The sequence below is a fragment of the Amycolatopsis sp. cmx-4-54 genome (genome assembly GCF_046548895.1).
Classification (GTDB): Bacteria; Actinomycetota; Actinomycetes; order Mycobacteriales; family Pseudonocardiaceae; genus Amycolatopsis.
The window spans coordinates 196028-217827 of record NZ_JAEBEJ010000007.1; the positions used below are offsets into that span (position 1 = coordinate 196028).

Genomic DNA, 21800 nt, shown 5'->3' on the forward strand with positions numbered 1-21800 from the left:
AGGGGAAGGTGCGGGCGTGAACATCATCGGCGACGCCGCGAGCGCGATCAAGGCCGTCTGGGGTGACCTGACCACGCCGAAGGAGCCGACCGTTTACGGCGGTGGCGGCGGTGGTGGCGGCGGGTTCGAGATGAGCCCCGAGGAGTTGAAGACCGTCATCGGGCTGTGGGAAGACGAGCTGGAGAAGGTCGTAAAGGACGGCGACAAGATCGGTTTCATTCTCGACGACCTGATGCCGCCCGGGCAGGACGAGGCGAGCGCCAGCTATGTGAATTCCGGGGTCGACTCCCTGTTGTCCCTGCAACAGCAGAACGACTCGATGAAGGCCTACATCGAGGGCTACATCGCGAAGCTCGAGATCGCCCGGACGAAGACCATGGCCACCGATCAGGCCAACACCATGCGCACGACCTGAGGATGCCGAACGTGTTGAGGAATCGCGCCGCGGTGGCGGCGCTCGTGCTCGTTTCCGTCGCGGTCGCCGGCTGCACCGGGGAGACGCCTGGTACAGCTACGCCGACCCCGGGAAGCTCACCGTCGTCCGAGTCGTCTGCCGCGCCGGAGGACCCGAACGTCCCGAAGGTGGCGGATCCGTTGGACGCCTCGGCGTATGTCGGTGACGTGTGCAAACTGATCCCGGCCTCCACGGTCGCGGACCTGGGGTTCACCGCGCCCGGCGAATCGAAGGGCGAAGGCAGCAATCCCGGCTGCAGCTGGCAGATTCGCGGCAAGGCGGACAGTCTGCTCATCATCCTCGGCAGCGGCAACCGCGAAAAGGGCATGGGCGGCTTGGCCGGCCTGCACAAGGCCAAGGAAGCGGGGCAACTGAGGTTCCTCGAGCCCGGCCCCGAAGTCGACGGTTATCCGACCGTTTACTACGGACTGCAGGACCGGCGCGCGCGTGGCAACTGCGACCTGGCGGTCGGCGTCGCCGACGACCTGGCGATCAGTACGCATGCCGGGGGCTATGACAACGAACAGGATTCCTGCGGGAACGCGCAGAAGGCCGTGTCGGCCATGATCAAGACACTCAAGGGGGCATGAGGGTGGACGGCAAGCAGATTTTCGAGAACTTCACCCAGGGCGACACCCGCAACCTGCGTTCGGCGGCCGATCGCATCGCCGAACTCTCGGACGCTTATGTCGAGCGCGGCATGGGCATCAAATCCCTGCAGTCGCGGATGGCGTCCTCTTGGACCGGGTCCGCCGCGGACGCGGCGAACGCCGGCGCGGGCCCGCTCGAGCAGGCCTTCAAGGAGACCGCCGATCCGCTGTTCCAGACCAGGGATTCGGTCACCACGCAGGCCGACAGCTTCGACGACTCCGGGCAGACCGTCGTCCCCGTGCCGCCGAAGCCGGACAAGCCCAACCCCTGGACCACCGGCCTGAAGGGCGCGATCCCGATCGCCGGCCCGTTCATGGTCAACAACGACATCAAGAACTATCAAGAGGGCGTCGCGAAGCACGAGGCGGCGAACCAGAACAACGTCCGTGTGATGGACCAGTACGACTCGGTCACCAGCAGCACGAGCTCCAGCCTGCCGACCGATTACGGCGTGCTGAAGAACGACGGCGCGAACATCAGCGTCAAGACCCCCGGCGTTACGCCCCCGGTCGTGATCCCGCCGTACATCCCGGTGAAGCCCGGCAAGAACGGCGGCGGTGACGACAATGGCGACAATGACGGCACCGACACCAGCGGCACGGACGACAACGGCACCAACCAGAACCAGAACAAGCCGGGCGGCGACCAGAACCAGCCCAAGCCGGGCTCGACCGACGACCGTCCGGTGAACCCGCGGGACAAGCCCGACGGCAACATCACGACGCCGACGCGCAAGCCGCCGGTCACCGGGGACGACGACACCACGCGCCCGACCGGCGGCGGCAAGGGCAAGCCGGGACCGACGACCGAGATCCCGGGCAGGACTCCCGGACGCGGACCCGGTGACTCGGACAACGTCATCGGCCTCCCGAACGGGCCGGGGCAGAACTACAACCCCAGCGGTGGCACCGGGCAGAACCCGCCCGGGAGCGGCAGCGGACGCAACGTTCCCGGGCCCAACAGCGCGGCGGGCAGGCTTCTCGGCGGAGAGGGCGGCACCGGTGGCCGCGCGGGCGGTCCCGGTGGGCCCGGCTCCGGCGGTCTGGGCGCGGGCAGGGGCTCCGGCATGGGCGGGCTCGGCGGCCTGGGTGGCGGAGACCTGGGCGGTGGGCGTGGTGGCGCCGCCGGCCGCGGTGGCGCCGGTGCGATGGGCCCGATGGGGGCGGGCGGCAGGCGTGCCGACGGTGACGAGGACGACGAGCACCAGCGTCCCGACTACCTGATCGAGGCCGACCCCGACGCGATCTTCGGCACCGACCAGCGGACCAGTCCGCCGGTCATCGGCGAGTAGCGGATGACCGTGAGAACGGGCCGGGTGGACGTCCCGGTCGAAGCCCTGGCGGTACTCGCCGAACGCGAACGCGTCGGCGACCTGCACATCACGTTGCGACCCGAACCGCGCTGGCTGTCCAGGACGGCCCGCGCGGAGGCGGACAAGCGAGTGGAAGCGGCGTTGGCGCAAGCCGGGCTGCTGGACCCGAGCGGCCGAGCGTCGGTGGATTTCCTGGACTGGCTTCCGGTGCTCACGAAACCGGCCATCGAGTACTACGGGTGGGTGAACGCCGGGGGCGAGACCTACGGCGTCCTGGCCGCGTCGCTCGGATTGCAGGCGGTGTTGGCCGTGGCGTCCGGTGATTGGGTCGGGCTTCAGGAGATCGATCGGCGGCGGCTGCCGGAAACGCTGATCGAACAGTTGCCGCCCGTCCCGGCGGGCGGCGGCAGGCTTCGCACGGTCCGCGCGTACGAGCTCGAAGAGGCGGCCCGGCGTGGCCCGGACACGCATTCGCTGCCGCCGGTGATCGCGGACATCGTGAGCCTCGTGCAGCGGCCGGTCGAGGGAAGTGGTGAGCTCTACGTCGGCAAGCGGGACGAAATCGGCAGGCACGTCGCCGTCGAGGATCCGCTCCACTTCGCCGACACGGACTGGGGCCGGTACCTCAGCTACACGACCGGCCACGGCAACGACGCGGTGGTCCATATCGGGCCCGCCGGCCCGGCGGAGCTGGCCGACGCGCTTCGGCACGTCGCCGGGACCCTGGCAGGGTAGGCACAGGCAACTACGTGAAGGCCCCCTTCACTGCGCTAGACGCAGTGAAGGAGGCCTTCACGTACTTAAAAGCACGCGCGCCCAAGCACGCCTCCCGGCTATTGTGACAGCGCTGTTGTACTTCGCGCGGGTCTGGGAGGACGAGAACGTGACACGGCTGTATCCGGAAATCGAACCGTACGACCACGGGATGCTCGACGTCGGCGACGGGCACCTCGTGTACTGGGAGGTCTGCGGGAACCCCGACGGCAAAGCCGCCGTCACGCTGCACGGCGGCCCGGGGACGGGGTGCGGCACCGGCCTGCGCCGGTACTTCGACCCGGCCAAATACCGGGTCGTGCTCTTCGACCAGCGCGGCTGCGGCCGGAGCACACCGCACGCGGGCGAGCCCGAGGCCGACCTCTCCGCCAACACCACCGACCATCTGATCGCCGACATGGAGCGGCTTCGCGAGCATCTGGGCATCGAGAAGTGGCTGCTCTTCGGCGGTTCCTGGGGTTCGGTGCTCGCGCTGGTCTACGCCCAGCGGCATCCGGACCGGGTCTCGGAGATGGTTCTGATGGGCTTGGCCACCGGCCGCCGGAGCGAGACCGACCTGCTCACCCGTGGCCTCGGCGGTGTCTTCCCCGAGGCGTGGGCCAAGTTCCGCGACGGTGTTCCCGAAGAGGATCGCGACGGCGATCTGGCCGCGGCCTACCTCAAGTTGCTGATGAACCCGGATCCGGCGGTGCACGAGAAGGCCGCGGCAGACTGGTGCGCCTGGGAGGACGCGATCATCCCGACTTCCCCGCCGTACAAGAGTTTCGAGACGGCGAAGTTCCGGCTCGCCTTCGCCAGGCTGGTCACCCACTACTGGAGCCAGGGGTCCTTTTTGGACGAAGGCGTGGTCCTGCGGGAGGCCGGGAAGCTCGCCCACATCCCGGCCGTGCTCGCCGAAGGAAGTCTCGACCTCGGCAACCTCATCGGCACCCCGTGGGAACTGGCCCACGCGTGGCCCGGCAGCGAGCTGGTGCTCATCGACGAGGTCGGCCACAGCACCCAGGACGAGCCGATGCGCGAAGTCCTCATCGGCGCGACGGACCGCTTCGCCCTCCAGAACTAGCGAAGCGCGTGAAGGCCCCCTTCCCTCGGCTCAGCCGAGGGAAGGGGGCCTTCACGCGCATGACGTCAGGGGATGACCAGGACGGGGGCGGCTTCCGGTACAGCGGCGGCGTCCGAACGGGTGGTTTCGGCGAGCCGCAGGCCGGTGGTGCGCGGGGAGATCCGGTCGAGGTTCCACGAACTCAGCAGCAGCGCCACCTTCGCCCGCATCTCGGTCCGCAGGCGCAGGAACGAATCGGCCGGATCGGCGCCGACCTGGCCGAGCAGGAGCCACCAGGCCCAGGCGGCCGCGCCCGCGTTCGCGACGAAGTCCGGGATCACCGGGATGCCACGGGCCGCCAGTGCTGCTTCGGCGTCGGGTGTGGTCGCCGCGTTGGCGGCTTCGATGACGACCTTCGCCTTGACCGCGCCCTGGTTCCCGGCGCGCAGCGCGTAGGAGATCGCCGCCGGGACGAGGATGTCGGCGTCCGTCGCCACGATCTCGTCGCGCGGCAGCAGCCGGACATCGGCGGGAAGCCGGCTACGGTCGATCTCGCCATAGGCGTCCCGTAGCTCCAGCAGCCCCGGGATGTCGAGACCTTCGGGCCGGTACAGCGTGCCGGCCGCGTCGGCGACCGCGACCACCTTTATCCCGGCTTCGTGCAGGTACCAGGCGGCGCCGCCGCCCATGGTGCCGATGCCCTGGACGGCGACCGTGGTCTTCTCGGCAGCCCATTCCCAAGCGTCGGCGACACCGAGGCAGGCCTGCGCGACGCCGTAGCCGCCGATCACGTCACCGAGCAGGAGGCCGCCGGGGACCGGTGTGCTCAATCCGGCCTGCACGCGGCGAAGGGTGTGCGCCGGGTCGGCCGAACGGCGGATCGCCGCGTGGTACGACTGCTCGAGCCCGAGCTTCGCGAACACCTCGTCGATCAGGTGCTGGGGCACGCCGAGGTCTTCGGCGGTCACCCAGTGGTTGTCGATCCACGGCCGCAGGAACGCGCAGAACCGTTCCAGCACACCGAAAGCGCGTTCGTCCTTCGGGTCGAAGTCGATGCCGCCCTTGGCCCCGCCGACCGGCAGGCCGAAGGTCGCGGTCTTGTTCGCCATCCCCCTCGCCAGATCCTCGACCTCCGACATCGTGCAGCCCGCGCGCATCCGGGTCCCGCCGGTCGCGATGCCGGAGACCAGGCTGTGCACTACGAGGTAGCCGGTGGCACCGGTGACGGGGTCGGTCCAGATCAGCCTCATCAGCGGTTCGGCGTTCCTCGCGGCCATGCGGCCACCTCCTTCGGATTCGGGGTTCTTCCTGCGCCACTTCCGAGCGTGCGCCCTGCCGGGCACGGGCGTCCATTTACCGAATCTGAACGATGTCGTGCAGAGAAACTGGTGTAACGCGCCATCCGGCGTCCGTGACCGCGCCCGATTACGTTGGGGTCATGGAGCTTTCGTTGCACCGCCTGAGGATGCTCCGCGAGCTGAGCCGGCGTGGCACCGTCACGGCGGCCGCGGCTTCGCTGCATTACACCGCTTCGGCGGTGTCGCAGCAGCTGGCGCAGCTGGAGCGGGACGTGGGCGCGAAGCTGTTCGAACGCTTCGGCAGGCGGGTACAACTGACCGAGCTGGGGCTCTTGCTGACCGAGCACGCCGAAGAGATCCTGGGGTCCGTCGAGCGGGCGACACTGGCCTTGGAAGAGGCGCAGGAGACCGTTTCGGTACGGCTCCTGGCCGGGGTGTGGGCGTCGGTCGCTTCCGGGTTGCTTCCGCACGCGCTGGCCGCGCTCGCGGGTGAACATCCGGGGATCCAGGTCCGGACCCGTGAGCTCGCCCCCGAGGACACCGCCGACGCCGTCCGGGACGGCGAACTGGATCTGTCGTTCGTGATCGACTACTCCGACGCCCCGATGCCGTGGGACGCCGGTCTGGAACGCGCGGTGATCGCGGTCGAGCGGCTGCACGCCGCGGTGCCCGCCGGCGCCGTCCCCGCGGGGAGCGCCTCGTTGCTCGAACTGGCCGAGCATCCGTGGATCCTCGCCAGCCCGAAGAGTCACTTCGGCCGCGCGATGCGCACGGCGTGTCACCGCCACGGGTTCGAGCCGAAGATCAACCACGAGGTCGAGGAGCAATCGACGGCGATGGCGATGGTGCGGGCTGGGCTCGGGGTGACCCTCGTGTCAGACCTCGGGCTCGGCCTCCGGCCACCGGGGATCGACGTCGTCGCGTTGACCACGCCGTTGCTCCGGACGGTTTCGATCGCCTATCGGACGACCTCGTCACGGCGACCGGCGTTGCAGCTGGTGATCGGGGCGGTCCGCGACGCGGCCGCCGCGCTGGGACTGGGCACGGAGCCCGCTTTGCCCTGAATCGTCCGGTCCTAAGAGATGGTCGGGGGATCCTGTCCCGCAAGAACCACCCTGAATTTGTCGGACTCCGCGTGTAGCGTCCGAAGTCAAGGTTTCTCAATTATCGGACAACCGACTGGACGGCGGAAAGATGACCACTGTTCATGATTTCCCCGAGAAGTCCGGGAGCGCGTCGAACGCGACGGCGAAGGTCCTCTCGGACCGCGCCGAGGGCGAGGCGTATGTGGCTTCCGTGTGCTTCAAGCACGGGCCACCGAGACTTCTCGGCGTAGAGCTGGAATTCACCGTGCACTACGCCGACGAGCCCGCCCGGCCTCTCGATCCCGACGATCTCGCCACCGCGCTCGGCCCGCATACCCCGCGGACCTTGCGCCCCGACAGCCCCGCCCTCCCGCTTCCGGCAGGCTCGCCGCTGAGCCTCGAGCCCGGATGTCAAGTGGAGATCTCCGCCCGGCCACAGACCACGCTGCGCCACTTGGACGCCGTCGTCTCGGCCGATCTGGCCCACCTCGAAGACCTTCTCGCCGCCCAAGGCCTGTGCCTGGGGGAATCCGGGATAGACAGGTATCGCGCCCCCGCGCGGAAACTGGGCACACCGCGGTATGCCGCGATGGAACGCCGCTTCGCCCCCATGGGTGCCGGGGGCGCGACCATGATGTGCAGTACGGCGGGTCTCCAGGTCTGCGTGGACACCGGCGAGGCGGGCGACCTGGCCGACCGCTGGGCCGCCGTCCACGCGCTCGGTCCGCCGCTGCTGGCCACTTTCGCCAACTCCCGAGTCCACGCCGGACGCGACACCGGCCACGCGTCCGCGCGCTGGCTGGCCGTGATGGAGACGGAAAGGGTCCGCACCCGGTCGGCGGAACCGGGCGAGGATCCGGCGGGGGAGTGGGCACGCAGGATCCTGGACACCCCGTTGATGGTCCTTCCCGGCCGTGACGGCCGCTGGGACGCGCCCGATTCCCTGACCTTCGCCGACTGGATCGACGGACGGGGCGAGGGCGCCGGGCTCGGCAGGCCGACCGAAGAAGACCTGGCCTATCACCTGACGACCTTCTTCACCCCGGTCCGTCCACAGGGGTATCTGGAGATCCGGTACCTGGACACCCAGCCCGCCGCCACCTGGCTGCATCCGGTGGCCCTGCTGGCCGCACTGCTCGCGCGACCGTCCACAGTGGACAAGGTGCTCGAACTGTGCGAACCGGTGACGGGTGGCTGGGAGCGTGCGGCCCGGCACGGCCTGGCCGACCCGGCGATCGCCACCGTCGCGAGCAAGGTGGTGGACCTCGGCTGTGCCGAACTCGGCACCACCGAGCTGCCGCCGGAGACCATCACGGAGATCAGCGAGGGCGTGCAATCCCTCGTGCGCGGTTCGAGGAGCCACCAGTCATGAGCGTGGAAAGCACCGAGACCAACCCGCTTCGCGCGCTGAGCCCGCAAGATCTGCGGGCGCACGCGGCCGAGGCGCTCACCAGGGCCCGCGAGCGCAGTGTCGCGCTGACGGACGTCGACGACGAAGACCTGGTCCGCCAGCATTCAAAACTGATGTCGCCGCTGGTGTGGGATCTCGCGCACATCGGCAGCCAGGAAGAGCTCTGGCTGGTGCGGGACGTGGGCGGCCGCGAGGCGCTCCGGCCCGACATCGACGACATCTACGACGCCTTCCAGCACGCCCGCGCGGATCGTCCGGCGCTGCCGCTGCTGGGCCCGGAAGAGGCGCGCAAGTACGTCCGCGAGGTCAGGGAGAAATCCTTCGACATCCTGGAAAGCGTTCCGCTGCAAGGCAGGCGGCTCACCGAGGACGCCTTCGCCTTCGGCATGATCACCCAGCACGAGCAGCAGCACGACGAGACGATGCTGGCCACCCATCAGCTCCGCAAGGGCGATCCGGTGCTGCACGCGCCCGCGCCGCCGCCGTCGCGGTCCGGGCCGCTGCCCGCGGAGGTGTTCGTACCCGGCGGTGTCTTCACCATGGGCACCTCCGCCGAGCCGTGGGCGCTGGACAACGAACGTCCGGCGCACGAGGTCGCGGTGGAGGCGTTCTTCATCGACACCGCACCGGTCACCTGCGGGGCGTACGCGCGGTTCCTCGACTCCGGGGGTTACGAAGACCCGAAGTGGTGGAGCGAGCGTGGCTGGGCGTACCGGAGCGAGCACGGCATCAAGGCGCCGCGGTTCTGGAAACGGGAGCAGGACGGCTGGTGGCGGACGCGGTTCGGCGTCTACGAGAAGGTGCCCGCCGCGGAACCCGTCGTCCACGTTTCCTTCCACGAGGCCGAGGCGTACGCCGCCTGGGCCGGCCGTCGCCTGCCGACGGAACCGGAGTGGGAGAAAGCCGCCCGGTTCGACCCGGCCACCGGCCGGTCGCGCCGGTTCCCTTGGGGCGACGAGGAACCCACTCCCGACCACGCGAACCTCGGGCAGCGGCATCTGCGGCCCGCGGAGGTCGGCGCGTACCCGGCGGGTGCCTCGCCGCTGGGCGTGCATCAGCTGATCGGCGACGTCTGGGAGTGGACCAGCAGCGGCTTCGAAGCGTATCCGGGATTCGCCGCGTTCCCCTACGCGGAGTATTCGGAGGTGTTCTTCGGCGGGGACTACCGGATCCTGCGCGGTGGCTCGTTCGGGACGGACGCGGCGGCCATCCGCGGCACGTTCCGCAACTGGGACCACCCCATCCGGCGGCAGATCTTCTCCGGGTTCCGCTGTGCCCGGGACGCGCGGCCGAGCGAGGTGGCCTGAGGGGCATGTGCCGTCACCTCGCGTATCTCGGCGAGCCCTGTTCGCCCGCCGAGACGCTTTTTCACGCCCCTCATTCGCTGCTCGTGCAGTCCTACGCCCCCCGCGACATGCGGGGCGGCGGTTCGGTCAACGCGGACGGGTACGGCCTCGGCTGGTACGCCGACGGCGCCGAACCGCTGCGGCTGCGCCGGTCCGCTCCCTTGTGGACGGACGGGGATCTGCCGTCGCTGGCCGGATCGGTCCGGTCGCACGCCTTCGTGGCGGCGGTCCGGAACGGGACGACGGGGATGCCCGTGGTCGAGGCGGCGAACGCGCCGTTCACCGGCGCCGGATACCTCTTCAGCCACAACGGGCTGGTGCGGGGCTGGCCGGACTCGATGGCCGAACTCGCCGCGAAACTGCCGATCACCCGGCTGCTGACGCTGGAGGCCACCACGGATTCGGTACTGCTGTGGGCGTTGCTGCGCGAGCGGCTGGAGGCGGGCGAAGACCCGCGAGCGGCCGTCACGTGGCTGACCGGAGTGGTCGAGGAGGCGGGGCCGGGTTCGCGGCTCAATCTCCTGCTGACCGACGGCCGGACGCTCATCGGTACCGCGTGGACGCATTCCCTGTCCTACCGGGACACCGGAGGCGGTGTGCTCGTCGCGTCGGAACCGTGCGACGACGATCCAGGCTGGACTCCCGTTCCCGACCGCCACGCCGTCCGGGTCACCGGCGCGGGCGTGGAAATCCTTCCCCTCGAAGCCGATCGGAGCCCTGAGGCACGATGACCGAAGTCGACCTCGACGTACACCACAGCGAATCGGATATCACCGAGCAGCTGCGCACCGACGTCCGCGCCGGCCTGGAGGCGGACCAGAAGTGGTTGTCGCCCAAATGGTTCTACGACGCGCGCGGCAGCGAACTCTTCGAAAAGATCACCGCGCTCCCCGAGTACTACCCGACCCGGAGCGAACGGGAAGTGCTCGCCGCGCGCGGTGGCGAGATAGCCGGGAGTTCGGGCGCGCACACCCTCGTCGAACTCGGTTCCGGATCGAGCGAAAAGACCAGGCTTCTCCTCGACGCGCTCACGAGCCACGGCACGTTGAAGGAGTTCGTCCCGCTCGACGTCTCCGAAACCGCGCTCGCCGAAGCCGCGGAAGCCATCACGGCCGACTACCCGTCCCTCGAAGTCCGGGGCGTGGTCGGCGACTTCACCCGGCACCTCGATCTGTTGCCGGGCGACCGTCCGCGGCTGGTGGTCTTCCTCGGCGGCACGATCGGCAATTTCCTCCCCGCCGACCGCGCCACCTTCCTGCGCTCGGTCCGCGAAGTGCTCGACGAGGGGGAGTGGCTCCTTCTCGGGACAGACCTGGTGAAGGACCGGGAAACCCTGGAACGCGCGTATGACGACGCGGCGGGGGTCACCGCCGAGTTCAACCGCAACATGCTCCACGTGATCAACAACGGTCTCGGCGCGAACTTCGACCCGGCCGCCTTCGACCACGTCTCGTATTGGGACGAGGAGAACGAATGGATCGAAATGCGCCTGCGCGCCCGTGAACCGCAGACCGTCGACATCCCGGGAGCGGACCTGCGGGTGAAGTTCGCCGAGGGCGAATACATACGCACCGAGATCTCCGCGAAGTTCCGGCGGGAGGGAATCGCCGCGGAACTGGCCGCCGCCGGTTTCTCGGTGGAGAAATGGTGGACGGACTCGGAATCGCGGTTCGGGGTGAGCCTGGCAAGATCTGTCCGTGACTAACCCTCTCACCTCGCTCGCCCGCGTGCTCGGCACGAAACCGTGGCTGATGGGGCTCGCCGGCGGGATCATCTGGGTGGACAAGAGACTCCACCGGCTGTGCAAGGGGAAGGTGAGCCTGGTCGCGCTGGCCGGGCTCCCTTCCCTGCGGCTGACCACGACCGGCCGCAAGAGCGGACTGCCTCGCAGTACCAATCTTCTCTACTTCCCGCACCGTGAGGACTTCGTGCTCGTCGGCTCCAATTGGGGGAGGCCCAACGATCCCGCGTGGACACACAACCTGCGGTCGAATCGCGACGCGGTCGTCGCGCTGGCGGGCAGGGAGATCCCGGTCAGGGCCAGGGAACTACGCGGAGACGAGTACGAAGCGATGTGGAAGCTGCTGCTGGAGTTCTGGCCCGGGTACTCCATGGAGGAGCAAGCCGCTCGCCGTGTGTTACCGATTTTCGAGTTGAAGACCACTACCCGATAGGTTCGTACCATCCTTTCGGCCGGTGACTGGGGTTACCGGCTTGTGCGAGGCTCGCTTGGTGTGTTACGCGCCGTGACGTCGACGGCGCGCCGAGCGACGTGGCACATCACGTCGCCAGCCGAGGGAGGAGTCGTTTTGCCGAGATCCACAAGGAGGCCGGTGCGCGGTTTCGCACTGGTAGGGGCACTCGTGGCCGGCGCCGCGTTGACCGGAGCGTCCGGGACGGCGGTCGCCGCCCAGGATGGCGGGACGCCCGCCGCCCAGGTCGGGGCGACGGCGCCGGTGAACTGGGGTTCCTGCACGGCGGACCAGATCCGCGGTGTTCCGGCCGACCAGGCCAAGTTCTACAGCTGCGCGCGGTATCGCGTGCCGATCGACCACGACAACGCGGCGCTCGGCACCATCGACATCGCGATGCTGAAGCGGGCGGCGAAGACGCCCGGCAAGAAGGTCGGCTCGCTGTTCCTCAACCCGGGCGGTCCCGGCGGCTCCGGGTTCCGGATGCCGATCGGCGCGGGCAACTACTTCCAGCCGCAGGTGCTGGACCGGTTCGACCTGATCGGGTTCGACCCGCGCGGCGTCGGGGCCAGCAACCCGCTCAAATGCTTCACCACGCAGGAGGACGCGAACGACGTCTTCGCCGCGCAGATACCTGTGCCGTTGTCGCGGCAGGAGATCTCCGGCACGCTCGCGTCGTACCGCGACTACGGTCAGTTCTGCAAGAACAACGCCGGCGCGCTGCTGAACCACATGTCCACCAAGGACGTCGTGCGTGACCTCGACAAGATGCGGGCGGCCGTCGGCGACCAGAAGCTGACCTTCGTCGGCTTCTCGTACGGCACCTTGATCGGGTCGACGTACACGGGCATGTTCCCGAAGCAGAGCCGGGCGATCGTCATCGACGGCAACGTCGACCCGGCGCTGCGCACCAGCGACGGCGTGCAGTACGACCGCGAGCGTGCTCGCGGATTCGAGATCGCGCTGGACGGCTTCCTGCGCAAGTGCGCGCAGGTCGGGCCGAAGTGCTCCTTCAGCCAGGGCGCCCCGCGCGAGAAGTTCGACGAGATCCGCGCCTACCTGCGCCGGCAGCCGATCAAGCTGCCGGACGGGAGCAGCTACGACATCAACGCGTTCACCAGCACGGTGGCCGGGGTGCTGTACTCGCCGACGTCGTTCCCGCCACTGGCCGACGACCTGCAGGCGCTGTACAACATCCTCCACCCGCCCGCGGCGCAGACGCAGACGGCGCGGGCCGTCGAGCTGAAGGTGCTGCGGTCGGGGGCGAACGGGCGCGCGGACGCGAACCCGGACAGCCCCTACACCGGCGACGACTCCTACTTCGCCGTGAACTGCTCGGACAAGAAGATCACGATCAAGCAGGAGAAGGTCCCCGAGATCGCCGCGAAGTGGGAGAAGGAATCGCCCACTTTCGGTCGCTACCAGGCTTTCTCGGACATCGCGGGCTGCCCGGTGTGGCCGGCGAAGAAGCCGGACGTCTACCGCGGCCCGTGGCGGGCCAAGACCGAAACCCCGGTGCTGGTCGTCGGGAACTACTACGACCCGGCGACCCAGTACCTGTTCTCCAAGCGGATGGCCGACCAGCTGGGCAACGCCCGCCTGCTCTCGGTCGACGCCTTCGGGCACTGCATCCTTGGCGACTCGCTCGGGGTGGACAAGGTGACGGCCGACTACCTGATCGACCTGAAGGTCCCGGCCAACGGCCAGGTCTTCCAGCCGAACGTCCAGCCGTTCGAAACCACTGCCTGATCCAGGCGAACGACCACGAAGGCCACCGTCTCGGCGGTGGCCTTCGTGGCGTCCGGGGACCGGTCCCCGACGCCCGGCCCTAGGGTTCCGGACGGGGAGGGCCGGATAGGCCGGACGACTGCTCGTCCAGGCGATCCGGGTGGGTAACCAGGGCACCGGCTTCGGCGTGGTCGCGGCCGCCGGTGCGCCTGGCTCACCCGCCGGCCTCAGACGTCGACGCTCGCGTAGGCGTCCAGACCGTAGTTCGCCGCGTACGCGTTCTCGACCCCGACCAGGAGGTCGACGATCTCGAAGTACCGGTCCCAGAAGGGCGTTTCACGCAACGCCTCGATGAGCAACTGGTACGCGTGGTGGTCCTCGGCTTCCCATACCCACACGTCGGTCACTCGCGCGGAGTAGAACTCCGTGTCGAAGAACCGGGACCGGACGCCTTTCACCTTGCTCTCGATCACCGGGAGAATCTCGGTTTTGAAGGCCTTCACCCGCTGCTCGACGGTGAGGCCGAGCCATTCCGGCGTGGTCTTCACCAGCATGAACGCAGTCACTTCGGACATGGTGTTCCCCTTTCGGTCAGGCGTAGGCGCCGGCTTCGATGTCCTCGGCCAGGCTCGGTCCGTATGGGGTCCACTCGAGGAGTTCTCGGGTGCGCGCGCTGGAAGCGGACATGTCCAGCGCGAGGAACCGGCCGACGAAACCGAAATGCTCGGAGGCGTTCTCCGGTGTCACGGAGACCACCGGAAGGCCGAGCTTCCGCCCGACGGCTTCGGCGATCTCCCGAGTAGTGACGCGTTCCTCGGCGACCGCGTGGAGCAGCGTGCCGGTGGGCGCACCTTCCAACCCCAGCCGGACGAGCCGGGCGGCGTCGGTGCGGTGCACGGCAGCCCAGGCCGCGGCGCCGTCGCCGACGTAGGCGGAGACGCCATGCTTGCGAGCGGCCGCGACGATGGCGGCGAGAAATCCCTGGTCGCCCACGCCATGCACCGACGGCGCGAAACGGGCACTGATCACCCGCATCCTCTTTTCGGCGTAGTCGAGGGCGAGGTTCTCGGCGCCGCCTCGATGGGAATCGGGGCCGACGGCGGGGGAGAGGTCGGTCTCGGTGGCGGGACGTCCCTTGGCCAGGGTCGAGAGACCCGCGGCGAGAACGAAGGCCCGGCCGGTCCCGGTCAAAGTGTCGGCGAAGGTTTCGACGGCCGCCCGTTCGGCCCGGTCGGATTCGGCGGGGTTGCCCCAGTCGTGCTTGTTCGCCAGATGGATGACGGCGTCGGCCTCTTCGGCGCCCGCGCGGAGGCCGTCGAGATCGTCCAGGTCGCCACGGCGGATCCGGGCGCCCTTCCGGTCGAGCGCGGCGGCGGAGGCGTCCGATCGGGCGAGGCCGGTGACCTCGTGACCGGCGTCGAGCAACTCGTCCACGACGGCCGAGCCGATCCAGCCGGTCGCCCCGGTGACGAATATCTGCATGGGAAAGCTCCTTCTACTTGGGGTTACGGGAAAGCCTTGATTGCAGGACGACGAGCGCCCCGAGGACGAGCACGCTGACGCCGATCACCCGCAGCGCCGTGCTCGCGCCGGTGACGAAAGCGGAGATCACTTCGGGAGATCGGCCGGGAACGGCCGCCAGCGCCTGCGCCACGGTGTGCGGATCGTGGTCCGCGCGGACGTCGGGCGGCAGCGCGGCCACGAACCGTCCGGTGAGGACGGTGCCGATGACCGCGACGCCGAGCGCGCTGCCGAATTCCCGGGTGGTGGCCTGCAGCCCGGCGCCGACACCGGCCTGTGCGGGAGGCAGCGCACCGGAGATCGCGGCGGACAGCGTCGGAAGGGCCAGCGTGACACCGATCCCGGTCACCACGAGCCAGGCCGCGTAGACCGGGTACGGCGTCGAAGAGTCGCTTGTGGACAGTCCGAGGAGGCCGCAGCCGCAGAAGACGAAGGCGATGGCGACAGTGGCGTCGACGCCGACGCGCCGGACGAGTCCGCCGACGTGCCGCGCCCCGAGAATGACCGGGACGGTCAGCGGGATGATCCCGAGCCCGGTCAGCAGCACACTGAAACCCTTGCCGTACTGGAGAAAGGACGCGTTGACGTAGAACAGCGCGAACATCCCGAAGAAGATCGCGGTCATGCCGAGGCAGGCACTGCGCAGCGCGGGCACGCGGAACAGCCGGGGATCGAGCAGCGGGTGCCCGGCCCTCAGTTCCACGAACGTCCACAAGGCGAAAAGCACGACCGCGCCGGCGAAACCGGCTAGGACGAGCGGGCTGCCCCAGCCTGCTTCCGGGCCCTCGACGATGCCGAGCAGCAGCGCGACCGACGCGCCGACGAGCAGGACGGCGCCGAGCGGGCTGAGCGGCCGGTCGTGCCTCGGGGACACGGGCGCGATTCGGGCGGTCAGCGCGAGGAGCACCAGAGAGAGCGGGACGGCGGCCGCGAACAGCCAGCGCCACGATCCGCCTGCCAGTACCGCGCCGCCACCGACGTTCCCCAGTACACCGCCGATTCCGGTCATCGAGGCCCAGATCGCGATGGTCACGCCCTTGCGCTCGGCGGGGACGGCGTGCAGCAGGACGGCGAGCGTGTTGGGCAGCACCGCGGCGGCCCCGATCCCCGTGATCGCCCGGCCCGCCAGCAGGAAAGGCACGTCGGGCGCGAGCGCCGACAGCAGTGCGCCGAGCGCGAACAGCGCCAGCCCGGCGAGCAGAACGCCCTTGCGGCCGAAGCGGTCGCCCGCCGCTCCGCCGGGAATCACGAGACAGGCGAAGAAAATGACGTAGGTGTCGACGATCCAGATCAAGGCCGACGCGGACGGGTGGAGTTCGCTCGCCGCCAGCATCGGCACGGCGAGGTTGATCGCGGCGACCATCCCGACCACGAGCACGACACAGGCGCACATCGCGGTCAACAGGCCGCGTCGGTCCGCTGCGGCTTCAGGGGCTTCGCGAAGTTGAAGGCGGAGTGGCATGTCCACGACGTTATGGGCCAGCGCGTTCTTCGCGCCACGCAACTTTGGCAACCTAGAGTTGCGTACGATGCAACAATGGTCGATCAGCTGGATCTCAACCTCTTGCGGGTGTTCGACGCGTTGCTGCGGGAGGGCAGCGTGACGGCGGCGGCCGAACGGCTGCACCTGTCGATCCCCGCGGCCAGCCGGGCGCTGGGCCGGTTGCGGCGGGCGATGGGCGACCCGATCCTGGTGCGCGCCGGCCGCGGGATGGTGCCGACGCCGTTCGCGCTCCGGACGGCCCCGCGGGTGCGGTCCCTGCTCGACGAGGCGTCGGCCCTGATCAGCGCCGACCGCGAGCTGGCGATCGGCGACCTCGAACGCACCTTCACCATCCGCATCAACGACGGTGTCGCCGCGACACTGGTGACGGCCGCCGCCGAGGCGACCGCCGCGGTCGCGCCGGGTGTCGTTCTGCGTTTCGTCGCCGAGGGCAGCGAAACCACCGAGGCCCTGCGAGACGGTTCGGTGGACCTGGACATCGGCGCGGGCGACATCGCCGCGCCCGATATCCGGTCGACGCTGCTGTACCACGAACGAGTGGTCGCGATCGTCAGGGCGGACGGCCCGCTGGGCGCTGTGCGCCGCCCGACGCTGAGGCAGCTTTGCCGGTATCCGCACGTTTCCGCTTCACGGCGCGGCCGGGGCAGGGGACCGCTCGACGACGTGCTCGAGGCGGACGGCCTCCAACGCCGGGTCGCGGCGGTCGTCCCCACTACCGCCGTCGCCGCGTTCCTGGTCGCGTCGAGCGACTACATCGGGCTCGCGCCCCAACGGCTCGCCGAGCAGTACGGCCGGTCGCTCGGCATCCGCTGGTTCCCGATCCCCGCGGATCTCCCGCCCATCGAGGTCTGCCAGCTCTGGCACGCGCGACTCGACGCCGATCCGGTCCAGCGCTGGCTACGTGACACGATCCACGCCGCGCTCGGGGCGTCCGGTGGTAAAGTCTCGAAGGTTGATCAACACCGATCGAGTACGAAAGCGAGGTGAGCGGCACATGCCGGAAGACAGTTCTGGACCGACCGGACGTGGTCGCCGTTCACCCGTGTGCGCGGTGCGCTGACCTTCTCCGGTCTCCATTCCCTGTCTGGCTTTGTGTACGCACGCCAGAAAAGAGCCGGAATCATGAACACCTTCGAAATGCTGCTCAGGGTCGGCACCGGCGTCGGCCTCGGGGCCGTCATCGGCATCGAGCGTCAGTACCGCGCCCGGATGGCCGGACTCCGCACCAACGCCCTCGTCGCCGTCGGAGCGACCCTCTTCGTCCTGTTGTCCGCCCACGGTTTCGGCGGGCTGAACACCAGCGGTGACGCCGACCCGACGCGCGTTGCCGCCCAGATCGTCTCCGGTATCGGTTTCCTCGGCGCCGGGGTTATTCTGCGGGACGGGCTGAACGTGCGCGGGCTCAACACCGCGGCCACGCTGTGGTGCTCGGCGGCCGTCGGATCCCTTGCGGGAGCGGGACTTTACGTCGTCGCGCTCGCCGGGACCGTGGTGATCGTCGGGGTCAACGTGCTGTTGCGCCCGCTCGGCCGCGTCGTCGACCGCCGTCCGGAGCACCGGGAAGACTGCTCGGAGCAGGAAGACCGCGAGGCCGCTTGACGGCGGGTCCGGCAGCGCGGCCGGGAGTTGCGAAAGCCACTTTCGCAACGTTGAAGGTTGCGAAAGTGGCTTTCGCAACGTCGGGACCGTGGTCTGGTGCGCGGGCTCCCAGCGGCACCACATCGGGGGGTGGTGAAGGGCTCCTCGCCTGCTCTCAGGGTAGGCAAGGAGCCCTTGACCACTTACGAGCAGGTCAGGAACTCCAGCACTATCCGGGAGAACTCGGCGGGTTCCTCCAGATTGATCATGTGCGCGACCCCGGGGACGACGAGTTTCCGGGCGTCGCGTGCTTCGCTTTCGATCTGGTCGGCAATGGCGGCGATATCCGAGGAATCCAGATCCCCCACCAAGGTCAAGGTGCGCGGGGTCAGCTCGCCGATGCGTTCGACGGCCCGTAGTTCGTCCATCAGCGTGAAGCCCGAGAGCCCGTGCCGCACGATCGTCTGCGTGTACATCTCCTGGCACAGTCGCCGGACTCGCTGATCGACGTCCGCGGGCGCGCGCCGCGGCCCGTCCACCCACATACGCAGGACGCACTCGATGGCGGCGGGAAGATCACCCCGGGCACCCGCCTCTTCGAGGTTCTTGTTCTGCTCCAGGACGAAAGGGTCCTTCGTCACCATCGCGCTGAGACCGGTGGCCACGAGCACGAGGTTCTCGACCAGATCCGGATAGGTCAGCGCGAAGTCGGCCGCGATCCGGCCGCCACCGGACAAACCGACCAGCGACGCGCGGGGAAGCCCCAGCGCGGTCATCAGCTCTCGGAGATCCTCGTAGTGCTTGAACCGCTCTGTCGGTGTGGACGAGTCGCCGTGCCCGCGTGCGTCGTACCGGATGGCGGTGTGGTGACGTGCGAGCGCCCTCATCTCCGCGTCCCACATCCGGGAGTCGAGCATCCCGCCGTGCAGCAGGATCACCGGGTCGCCATCGCCCCGGACCTCGTACGCCACTTCGCCGTTTCGGACCTGAACTCTCCCCGTGGTCATACCGCACGGTACCGAAAAGCGCGGAAGGCCCCTTTCCCCAAAGTGCGGGGAAAGGGGCCTTCGTGCGCCGTGCTTACGCCTGGGTCATCTTCCGCAGGACGTACTGCAGGATGCCGCCGTTGCGGTAGTAGTCCGCCTCACCCGGGGTGTCGATGCGGACGTCCGCGTCGAACTCCACCTTGGTGCCGTCGGTCTTCGTCGCGGTGACGTGGACCGTGCGCGGGGTCTCGCCGTCGTTCAGCTTCGTGATGCCCGAGATGTCGAACGTCTCGGTGCCGTCGAGGCCGAGCGACGAGGCCGACTCGCCCGCCGGGAACTGCAGCGGGATGACGCCCATGCCGATCAGGTTCGACCGGTGGATGCGCTCGAACGACTCGGTGATCACCGCGCGCACGCCCAGCAGGCGCGTGCCCTTGGCCGCCCAGTCACGGGACGAACCGGAGCCGTATTCCTTGCCGCCCAGGACGACCAGCGGGATGTCCTGCGCCGCGTAGTTCTGCGCCGCGTCGTAGATGAACGCCTGCGGGGCGTCGTCCTGGGTGAAGTCGCGGGTGTAGCCGCCCTGCACGTCGTCCAGCAGCTGGTTGCGCAGCCGGATGTTCGCGAAGGTGCCGCGGATCATGACCTCGTGGTTACCGCGACGCGAGCCGTAGGAGTTGAAGTCCTTCTTCTCCACGCCGTGCTCGGTCAGGTACTGCGCGGCCGGGGTGCCCGGCTTGATCGCGCCGGCGGGGGAGATGTGGTCGGTGGTGACCGAGTCGCCCAGCTTCGCCAGCACGCGCGCGCCGGAGATGTCGGTGACCGGGGCGGGCTTCGCCTGCATGCCCTCGAAGTACGGGGGCTTCCGGACGTAGGTGGATTCGGCGTCCCAGTCGAAGGTCTTGCCCTCGGGGGTGGGCAGCGACTTCCACCGCTCGCCACCGTCGAAGACGTCGGCGTAGTCCTTGGTGAACATCTCCTGCGTGATCGCGTAGTCGATGGTCTCCTGGATCTCCTTGGCCGACGGCCAGATGTCCTTCAGGAAGACGTCGTTGCCGTCGGAGTCCTGGCCGAGCGGCTGGTTCTCGAAGTCGAAGTCCATCGTGCCGGCGAGCGCGTAGGCGATGACCAGCGGCGGCGACGCGAGGTAGTTCATCTTCACGTCGGGGTTGATGCGGCCTTCGAAGTTCCGGTTGCCCGAGAGCACCGAAACCGCGGTGAGGTCGTTCTCCTGGATCGCCGCGGAGATCTCGTCCGAGAGCGGGCCGGAGTTGCCGATGCAGGTGGTGCAGCCGTAGCCGACCAGGTGGTAGCCCAGCTTCTCCAAGTACGGCCAAAGGCCGGCCTTGTCGTAGTAGTCGGTGACGACCTGCGAACCCGGCGCCATCGAGGTCTTGACCCACGGCTTGACCGCGAGGCCCTTGTCGACCGCGTTCCTGGCGAGCAGTGCCGCGCCGAGCATGACCGACGGGTTGGAGGTGTTGGTGCAGGAGGTGATCGAGGCGATCACCACGGCGCCGTGGTCGAGGATGAAGTCGCCACGGTCCGACGTGCTCACCTTGACCGGATTGGTCGGGCGGCCGGTGTGGCCGTTCGCCGCCGACTGGATGTCGACCGCGCCCTCGTCCTTGAACGAGAGGGCGGCCGGGTCGCTGGCCGGGAAGGACTCCTCGACGGCTTCGTCCACGTTGGTGTGCGGGACCTCTTCGCCGCCGACGTAGTCGTGGATCGACTTGCGGAAGGAGTTCTTCGCGTCGGTGAGCTCGATGCGGTCCTGCGGGCGCTTCGGGCCGGCGATCGACGGGACGACCGTCGACAGGTCCAGCTCGATGTACTCGGAGTACTCCGGCTCGTGCGACGGGTCGTGCCAGAGGCCCTGCTCCTTGGCGTAGGCCTCGACGAGCGCGACCTGCTCCTCGGAGCGGCCGGTGAGCTTGAGGTAGCGGACGGTCTCCTCGTCGATCGGGAAGATCGCCGCGGTGGAGCCGAACTCCGGGCTCATGTTGCCGATGGTGGCGCGGTTGGCCAGCGGCACCGCGCCGACGCTCTCGCCGTAGAACTCGACGAACTTGCTGACCACACCGTGCTTGCGCAGCATCTCGGTGATGGTGAGCACGACGTCGGTGGCGGTCACGCCGGTCGGGATCTCGCCGGTGAGCTTGAAGCCCACGACGCGCGGGATGAGCATGGAGACGGGCTGGCCCAGCATGGCGGCCTCGGCCTCGATGCCGCCGACGCCCCAGCCCAGCACGCCGAGGCCGTTGACCATGGTGGTGTGCGAGTCGGTGCCGACGCAGGAGTCGGGGTACGCCTGGCCGTTGCGGGCCATCACCGTGCGCGCGAGGTGCTCGATGTTGACCTGGTGCACGATGCCGGTGCCCGGCGGGACGACCTTGAACTCGTCGAAGGCGCCCTGGCCCCAGCGCAGGAACTGGTAGCGCTCGCGGTTGCGCTCGTACTCGATCTCGACGTTGCGCTCGAAGGCGTCGGCGCGGCCGAAGACGTCGATGATCACCGAGTGGTCGATGACCAGCTCGGCGGGGGCGAGCGGATTGACCTTGTCCGGGTCGCCGCCGAGGTCGGTGACGGCCTCGCGCATGGTGGCGAGGTCGACGACGCAGGGCACGCCGGTGAAGTCCTGCATGATCACGCGGGCGGGCGTGAACTGGATCTCGATCGACGGGTCGGCCTTAGCGTCCCAGTCGCCGAGCGCGCGGATGTGGTCGGCGGTGATGTTCGCGCCGTCCTCGGTCCGCAGCAGGTTCTCGAGCAGGATCTTCAGGCTGTAGGGAAGGCGCTGGGAGCCCTCGACCTTGTTCAGGCGGAACACCTCGTACGAGGCGTCGCCCACCTTCAGCGTGTCTTTGGCGCCGAAGCTGTCCTTGCTGGCGGGTGCGGTCACTTCTAACTCCAGTGGC

General features: G+C 69.0%; 19 protein-coding genes and 1 pseudogene. 14 read left to right on the forward strand and 6 right to left on the reverse strand.

Features of this window, described 5'->3' with window-relative positions; genetic code table 11:
- Positions 1-16 precede the first annotated feature (16 nt).
- From ACLJQ7_RS24310 to pip, 5 genes are all read left to right on the forward strand, one after another.
- On the forward strand, positions 17-415 hold the full coding sequence (locus ACLJQ7_RS24310) for a hypothetical protein (protein ID WP_410650470.1): 399 nt from the start codon (positions 17-19) through the stop codon (positions 413-415).
- Between the two features lie 2 nt (positions 416-417).
- Positions 418-1044 (forward strand): DUF3558 domain-containing protein, encoded by a 627-nt coding sequence (locus ACLJQ7_RS24315; protein ID WP_410650471.1) that lies wholly within the window; start codon positions 418-420, stop codon positions 1042-1044.
- Positions 1041-2396, forward strand: coding sequence for a hypothetical protein (locus ACLJQ7_RS24320; RefSeq protein ID WP_410650472.1), 1356 nt, complete (start codon positions 1041-1043; stop codon positions 2394-2396). Before ACLJQ7_RS24315 ends, ACLJQ7_RS24320 begins: the two co-directional genes overlap by 4 nt.
- Positions 2397-2420: 24 nt before the next feature.
- The gene (locus ACLJQ7_RS24325) at positions 2421-3152 is read left to right on the forward strand and encodes an ESX secretion-associated protein EspG (protein WP_410650669.1); all 732 of its coding nucleotides are present in this window, start codon (positions 2421-2423) and stop codon (positions 3150-3152) included.
- Between the two features lie 148 nt (positions 3153-3300).
- The gene (pip, locus tag ACLJQ7_RS24330; RefSeq protein WP_410650473.1) at positions 3301-4254 is read left to right on the forward strand and encodes a prolyl aminopeptidase; all 954 of its coding nucleotides are present in this window, start codon (positions 3301-3303) and stop codon (positions 4252-4254) included.
- A gap of 65 nt (positions 4255-4319) precedes the next feature.
- Here pip and ACLJQ7_RS24335 read toward each other — a convergent pair whose 3' ends face one another.
- Complete coding sequence (locus tag ACLJQ7_RS24335) at positions 4320-5510, reverse strand: Glu/Leu/Phe/Val dehydrogenase dimerization domain-containing protein (RefSeq protein WP_410650474.1); 1191 nt, start codon at positions 5508-5510, stop codon at positions 4320-4322.
- Positions 5511-5671: 161 nt separating this feature from the next.
- On the opposite strand from ACLJQ7_RS24335, the gene ACLJQ7_RS24340 reads away from it, so the two are divergent.
- The 7 genes from ACLJQ7_RS24340 (at position 5672) to ACLJQ7_RS24370 (ending at position 13314) form a co-directional block, all read left to right on the forward strand.
- Positions 5672-6595, forward strand: coding sequence for a LysR family transcriptional regulator (locus ACLJQ7_RS24340; protein ID WP_410650475.1), 924 nt, complete (start codon positions 5672-5674; stop codon positions 6593-6595).
- 130 nt (positions 6596-6725) lie between these two features.
- On the forward strand, positions 6726-7988 hold the full coding sequence (locus ACLJQ7_RS24345; RefSeq protein ID WP_410650476.1) for a glutamate-cysteine ligase family protein: 1263 nt from the start codon (positions 6726-6728) through the stop codon (positions 7986-7988).
- A complete protein-coding gene (egtB, locus tag ACLJQ7_RS24350) occupies positions 7985-9334 on the forward strand; it encodes an ergothioneine biosynthesis protein EgtB (protein WP_410650477.1) in 1350 nt (449 codons plus the stop codon). Before ACLJQ7_RS24345 ends, egtB begins: the two co-directional genes overlap by 4 nt.
- Before the next feature lie 5 nt (positions 9335-9339).
- Positions 9340-10104: an ergothioneine biosynthesis protein EgtC gene (gene egtC, locus ACLJQ7_RS24355; protein ID WP_410650478.1), complete on the forward strand. Its 765-nt coding sequence runs from the start codon at positions 9340-9342 to the stop codon at positions 10102-10104.
- Positions 10101-11078, forward strand: a complete 978-nt coding sequence (gene egtD / locus ACLJQ7_RS24360) for an L-histidine N(alpha)-methyltransferase (protein ID WP_410650479.1) — start codon at positions 10101-10103, stop codon at positions 11076-11078. Before egtC ends, egtD begins: the two co-directional genes overlap by 4 nt.
- A gap of 46 nt (positions 11079-11124) precedes the next feature.
- Complete coding sequence (locus tag ACLJQ7_RS24365) at positions 11125-11547, forward strand: nitroreductase family deazaflavin-dependent oxidoreductase (protein ID WP_410650670.1); 423 nt, start codon at positions 11125-11127, stop codon at positions 11545-11547.
- 159 nt (positions 11548-11706) lie between these two features.
- Positions 11707-13314, forward strand: coding sequence for an alpha/beta hydrolase (locus ACLJQ7_RS24370; RefSeq protein WP_410650480.1), 1608 nt, complete (start codon positions 11707-11709; stop codon positions 13312-13314).
- Between the two features lie 206 nt (positions 13315-13520).
- Here the strand turns inward: ACLJQ7_RS24370 and ACLJQ7_RS24375 are convergent, their stop codons facing one another.
- From ACLJQ7_RS24375 to ACLJQ7_RS24385, 3 genes are read right to left on the reverse strand one after another with little or no spacing between them, the layout of a single operon-like run.
- Positions 13521-13868 carry a darcynin family protein gene (locus ACLJQ7_RS24375; RefSeq protein ID WP_410650481.1) on the reverse strand — a complete coding sequence of 116 codons (348 nt, stop codon included), beginning with the start codon at positions 13866-13868 and terminating at the stop codon, positions 13521-13523.
- A gap of 16 nt (positions 13869-13884) precedes the next feature.
- Entirely contained in the window at positions 13885-14775 is an 891-nt protein-coding gene (locus ACLJQ7_RS24380) for an SDR family oxidoreductase (RefSeq protein ID WP_410650482.1), read from the reverse strand.
- Between the two features lie 13 nt (positions 14776-14788).
- On the reverse strand, positions 14789-16207 hold the full coding sequence (locus tag ACLJQ7_RS24385) for an MFS transporter (RefSeq protein ID WP_410650671.1): 1419 nt from the start codon (positions 16205-16207) through the stop codon (positions 14789-14791).
- A gap of 144 nt (positions 16208-16351) precedes the next feature.
- On the opposite strand from ACLJQ7_RS24385, the gene ACLJQ7_RS24390 reads away from it, so the two are divergent.
- Both ACLJQ7_RS24390 and ACLJQ7_RS24395 read left to right on the forward strand, forming a co-directional pair.
- The gene (locus tag ACLJQ7_RS24390; protein WP_410650483.1) at positions 16352-17305 is read left to right on the forward strand and encodes a LysR family transcriptional regulator; all 954 of its coding nucleotides are present in this window, start codon (positions 16352-16354) and stop codon (positions 17303-17305) included.
- A 135-nt stretch (positions 17306-17440) separates the two neighbouring features.
- A pseudogene (locus ACLJQ7_RS24395) lies at positions 17441-17872 on the forward strand (MgtC/SapB family protein); the annotation flags it as partial.
- A 227-nt stretch (positions 17873-18099) separates the two neighbouring features.
- Here the strand turns inward: ACLJQ7_RS24395 and ACLJQ7_RS24400 are convergent.
- A complete protein-coding gene (locus tag ACLJQ7_RS24400) occupies positions 18100-18903 on the reverse strand; it encodes an alpha/beta fold hydrolase (protein WP_410650484.1) in 804 nt (267 codons plus the stop codon).
- 73 nt (positions 18904-18976) lie between these two features.
- A complete protein-coding gene (locus ACLJQ7_RS24405) occupies positions 18977-21784 on the reverse strand; it encodes an aconitate hydratase (protein ID WP_410650485.1) in 2808 nt (935 codons plus the stop codon).
- Between the last annotated feature and the right edge of the window lie 16 nt (positions 21785-21800).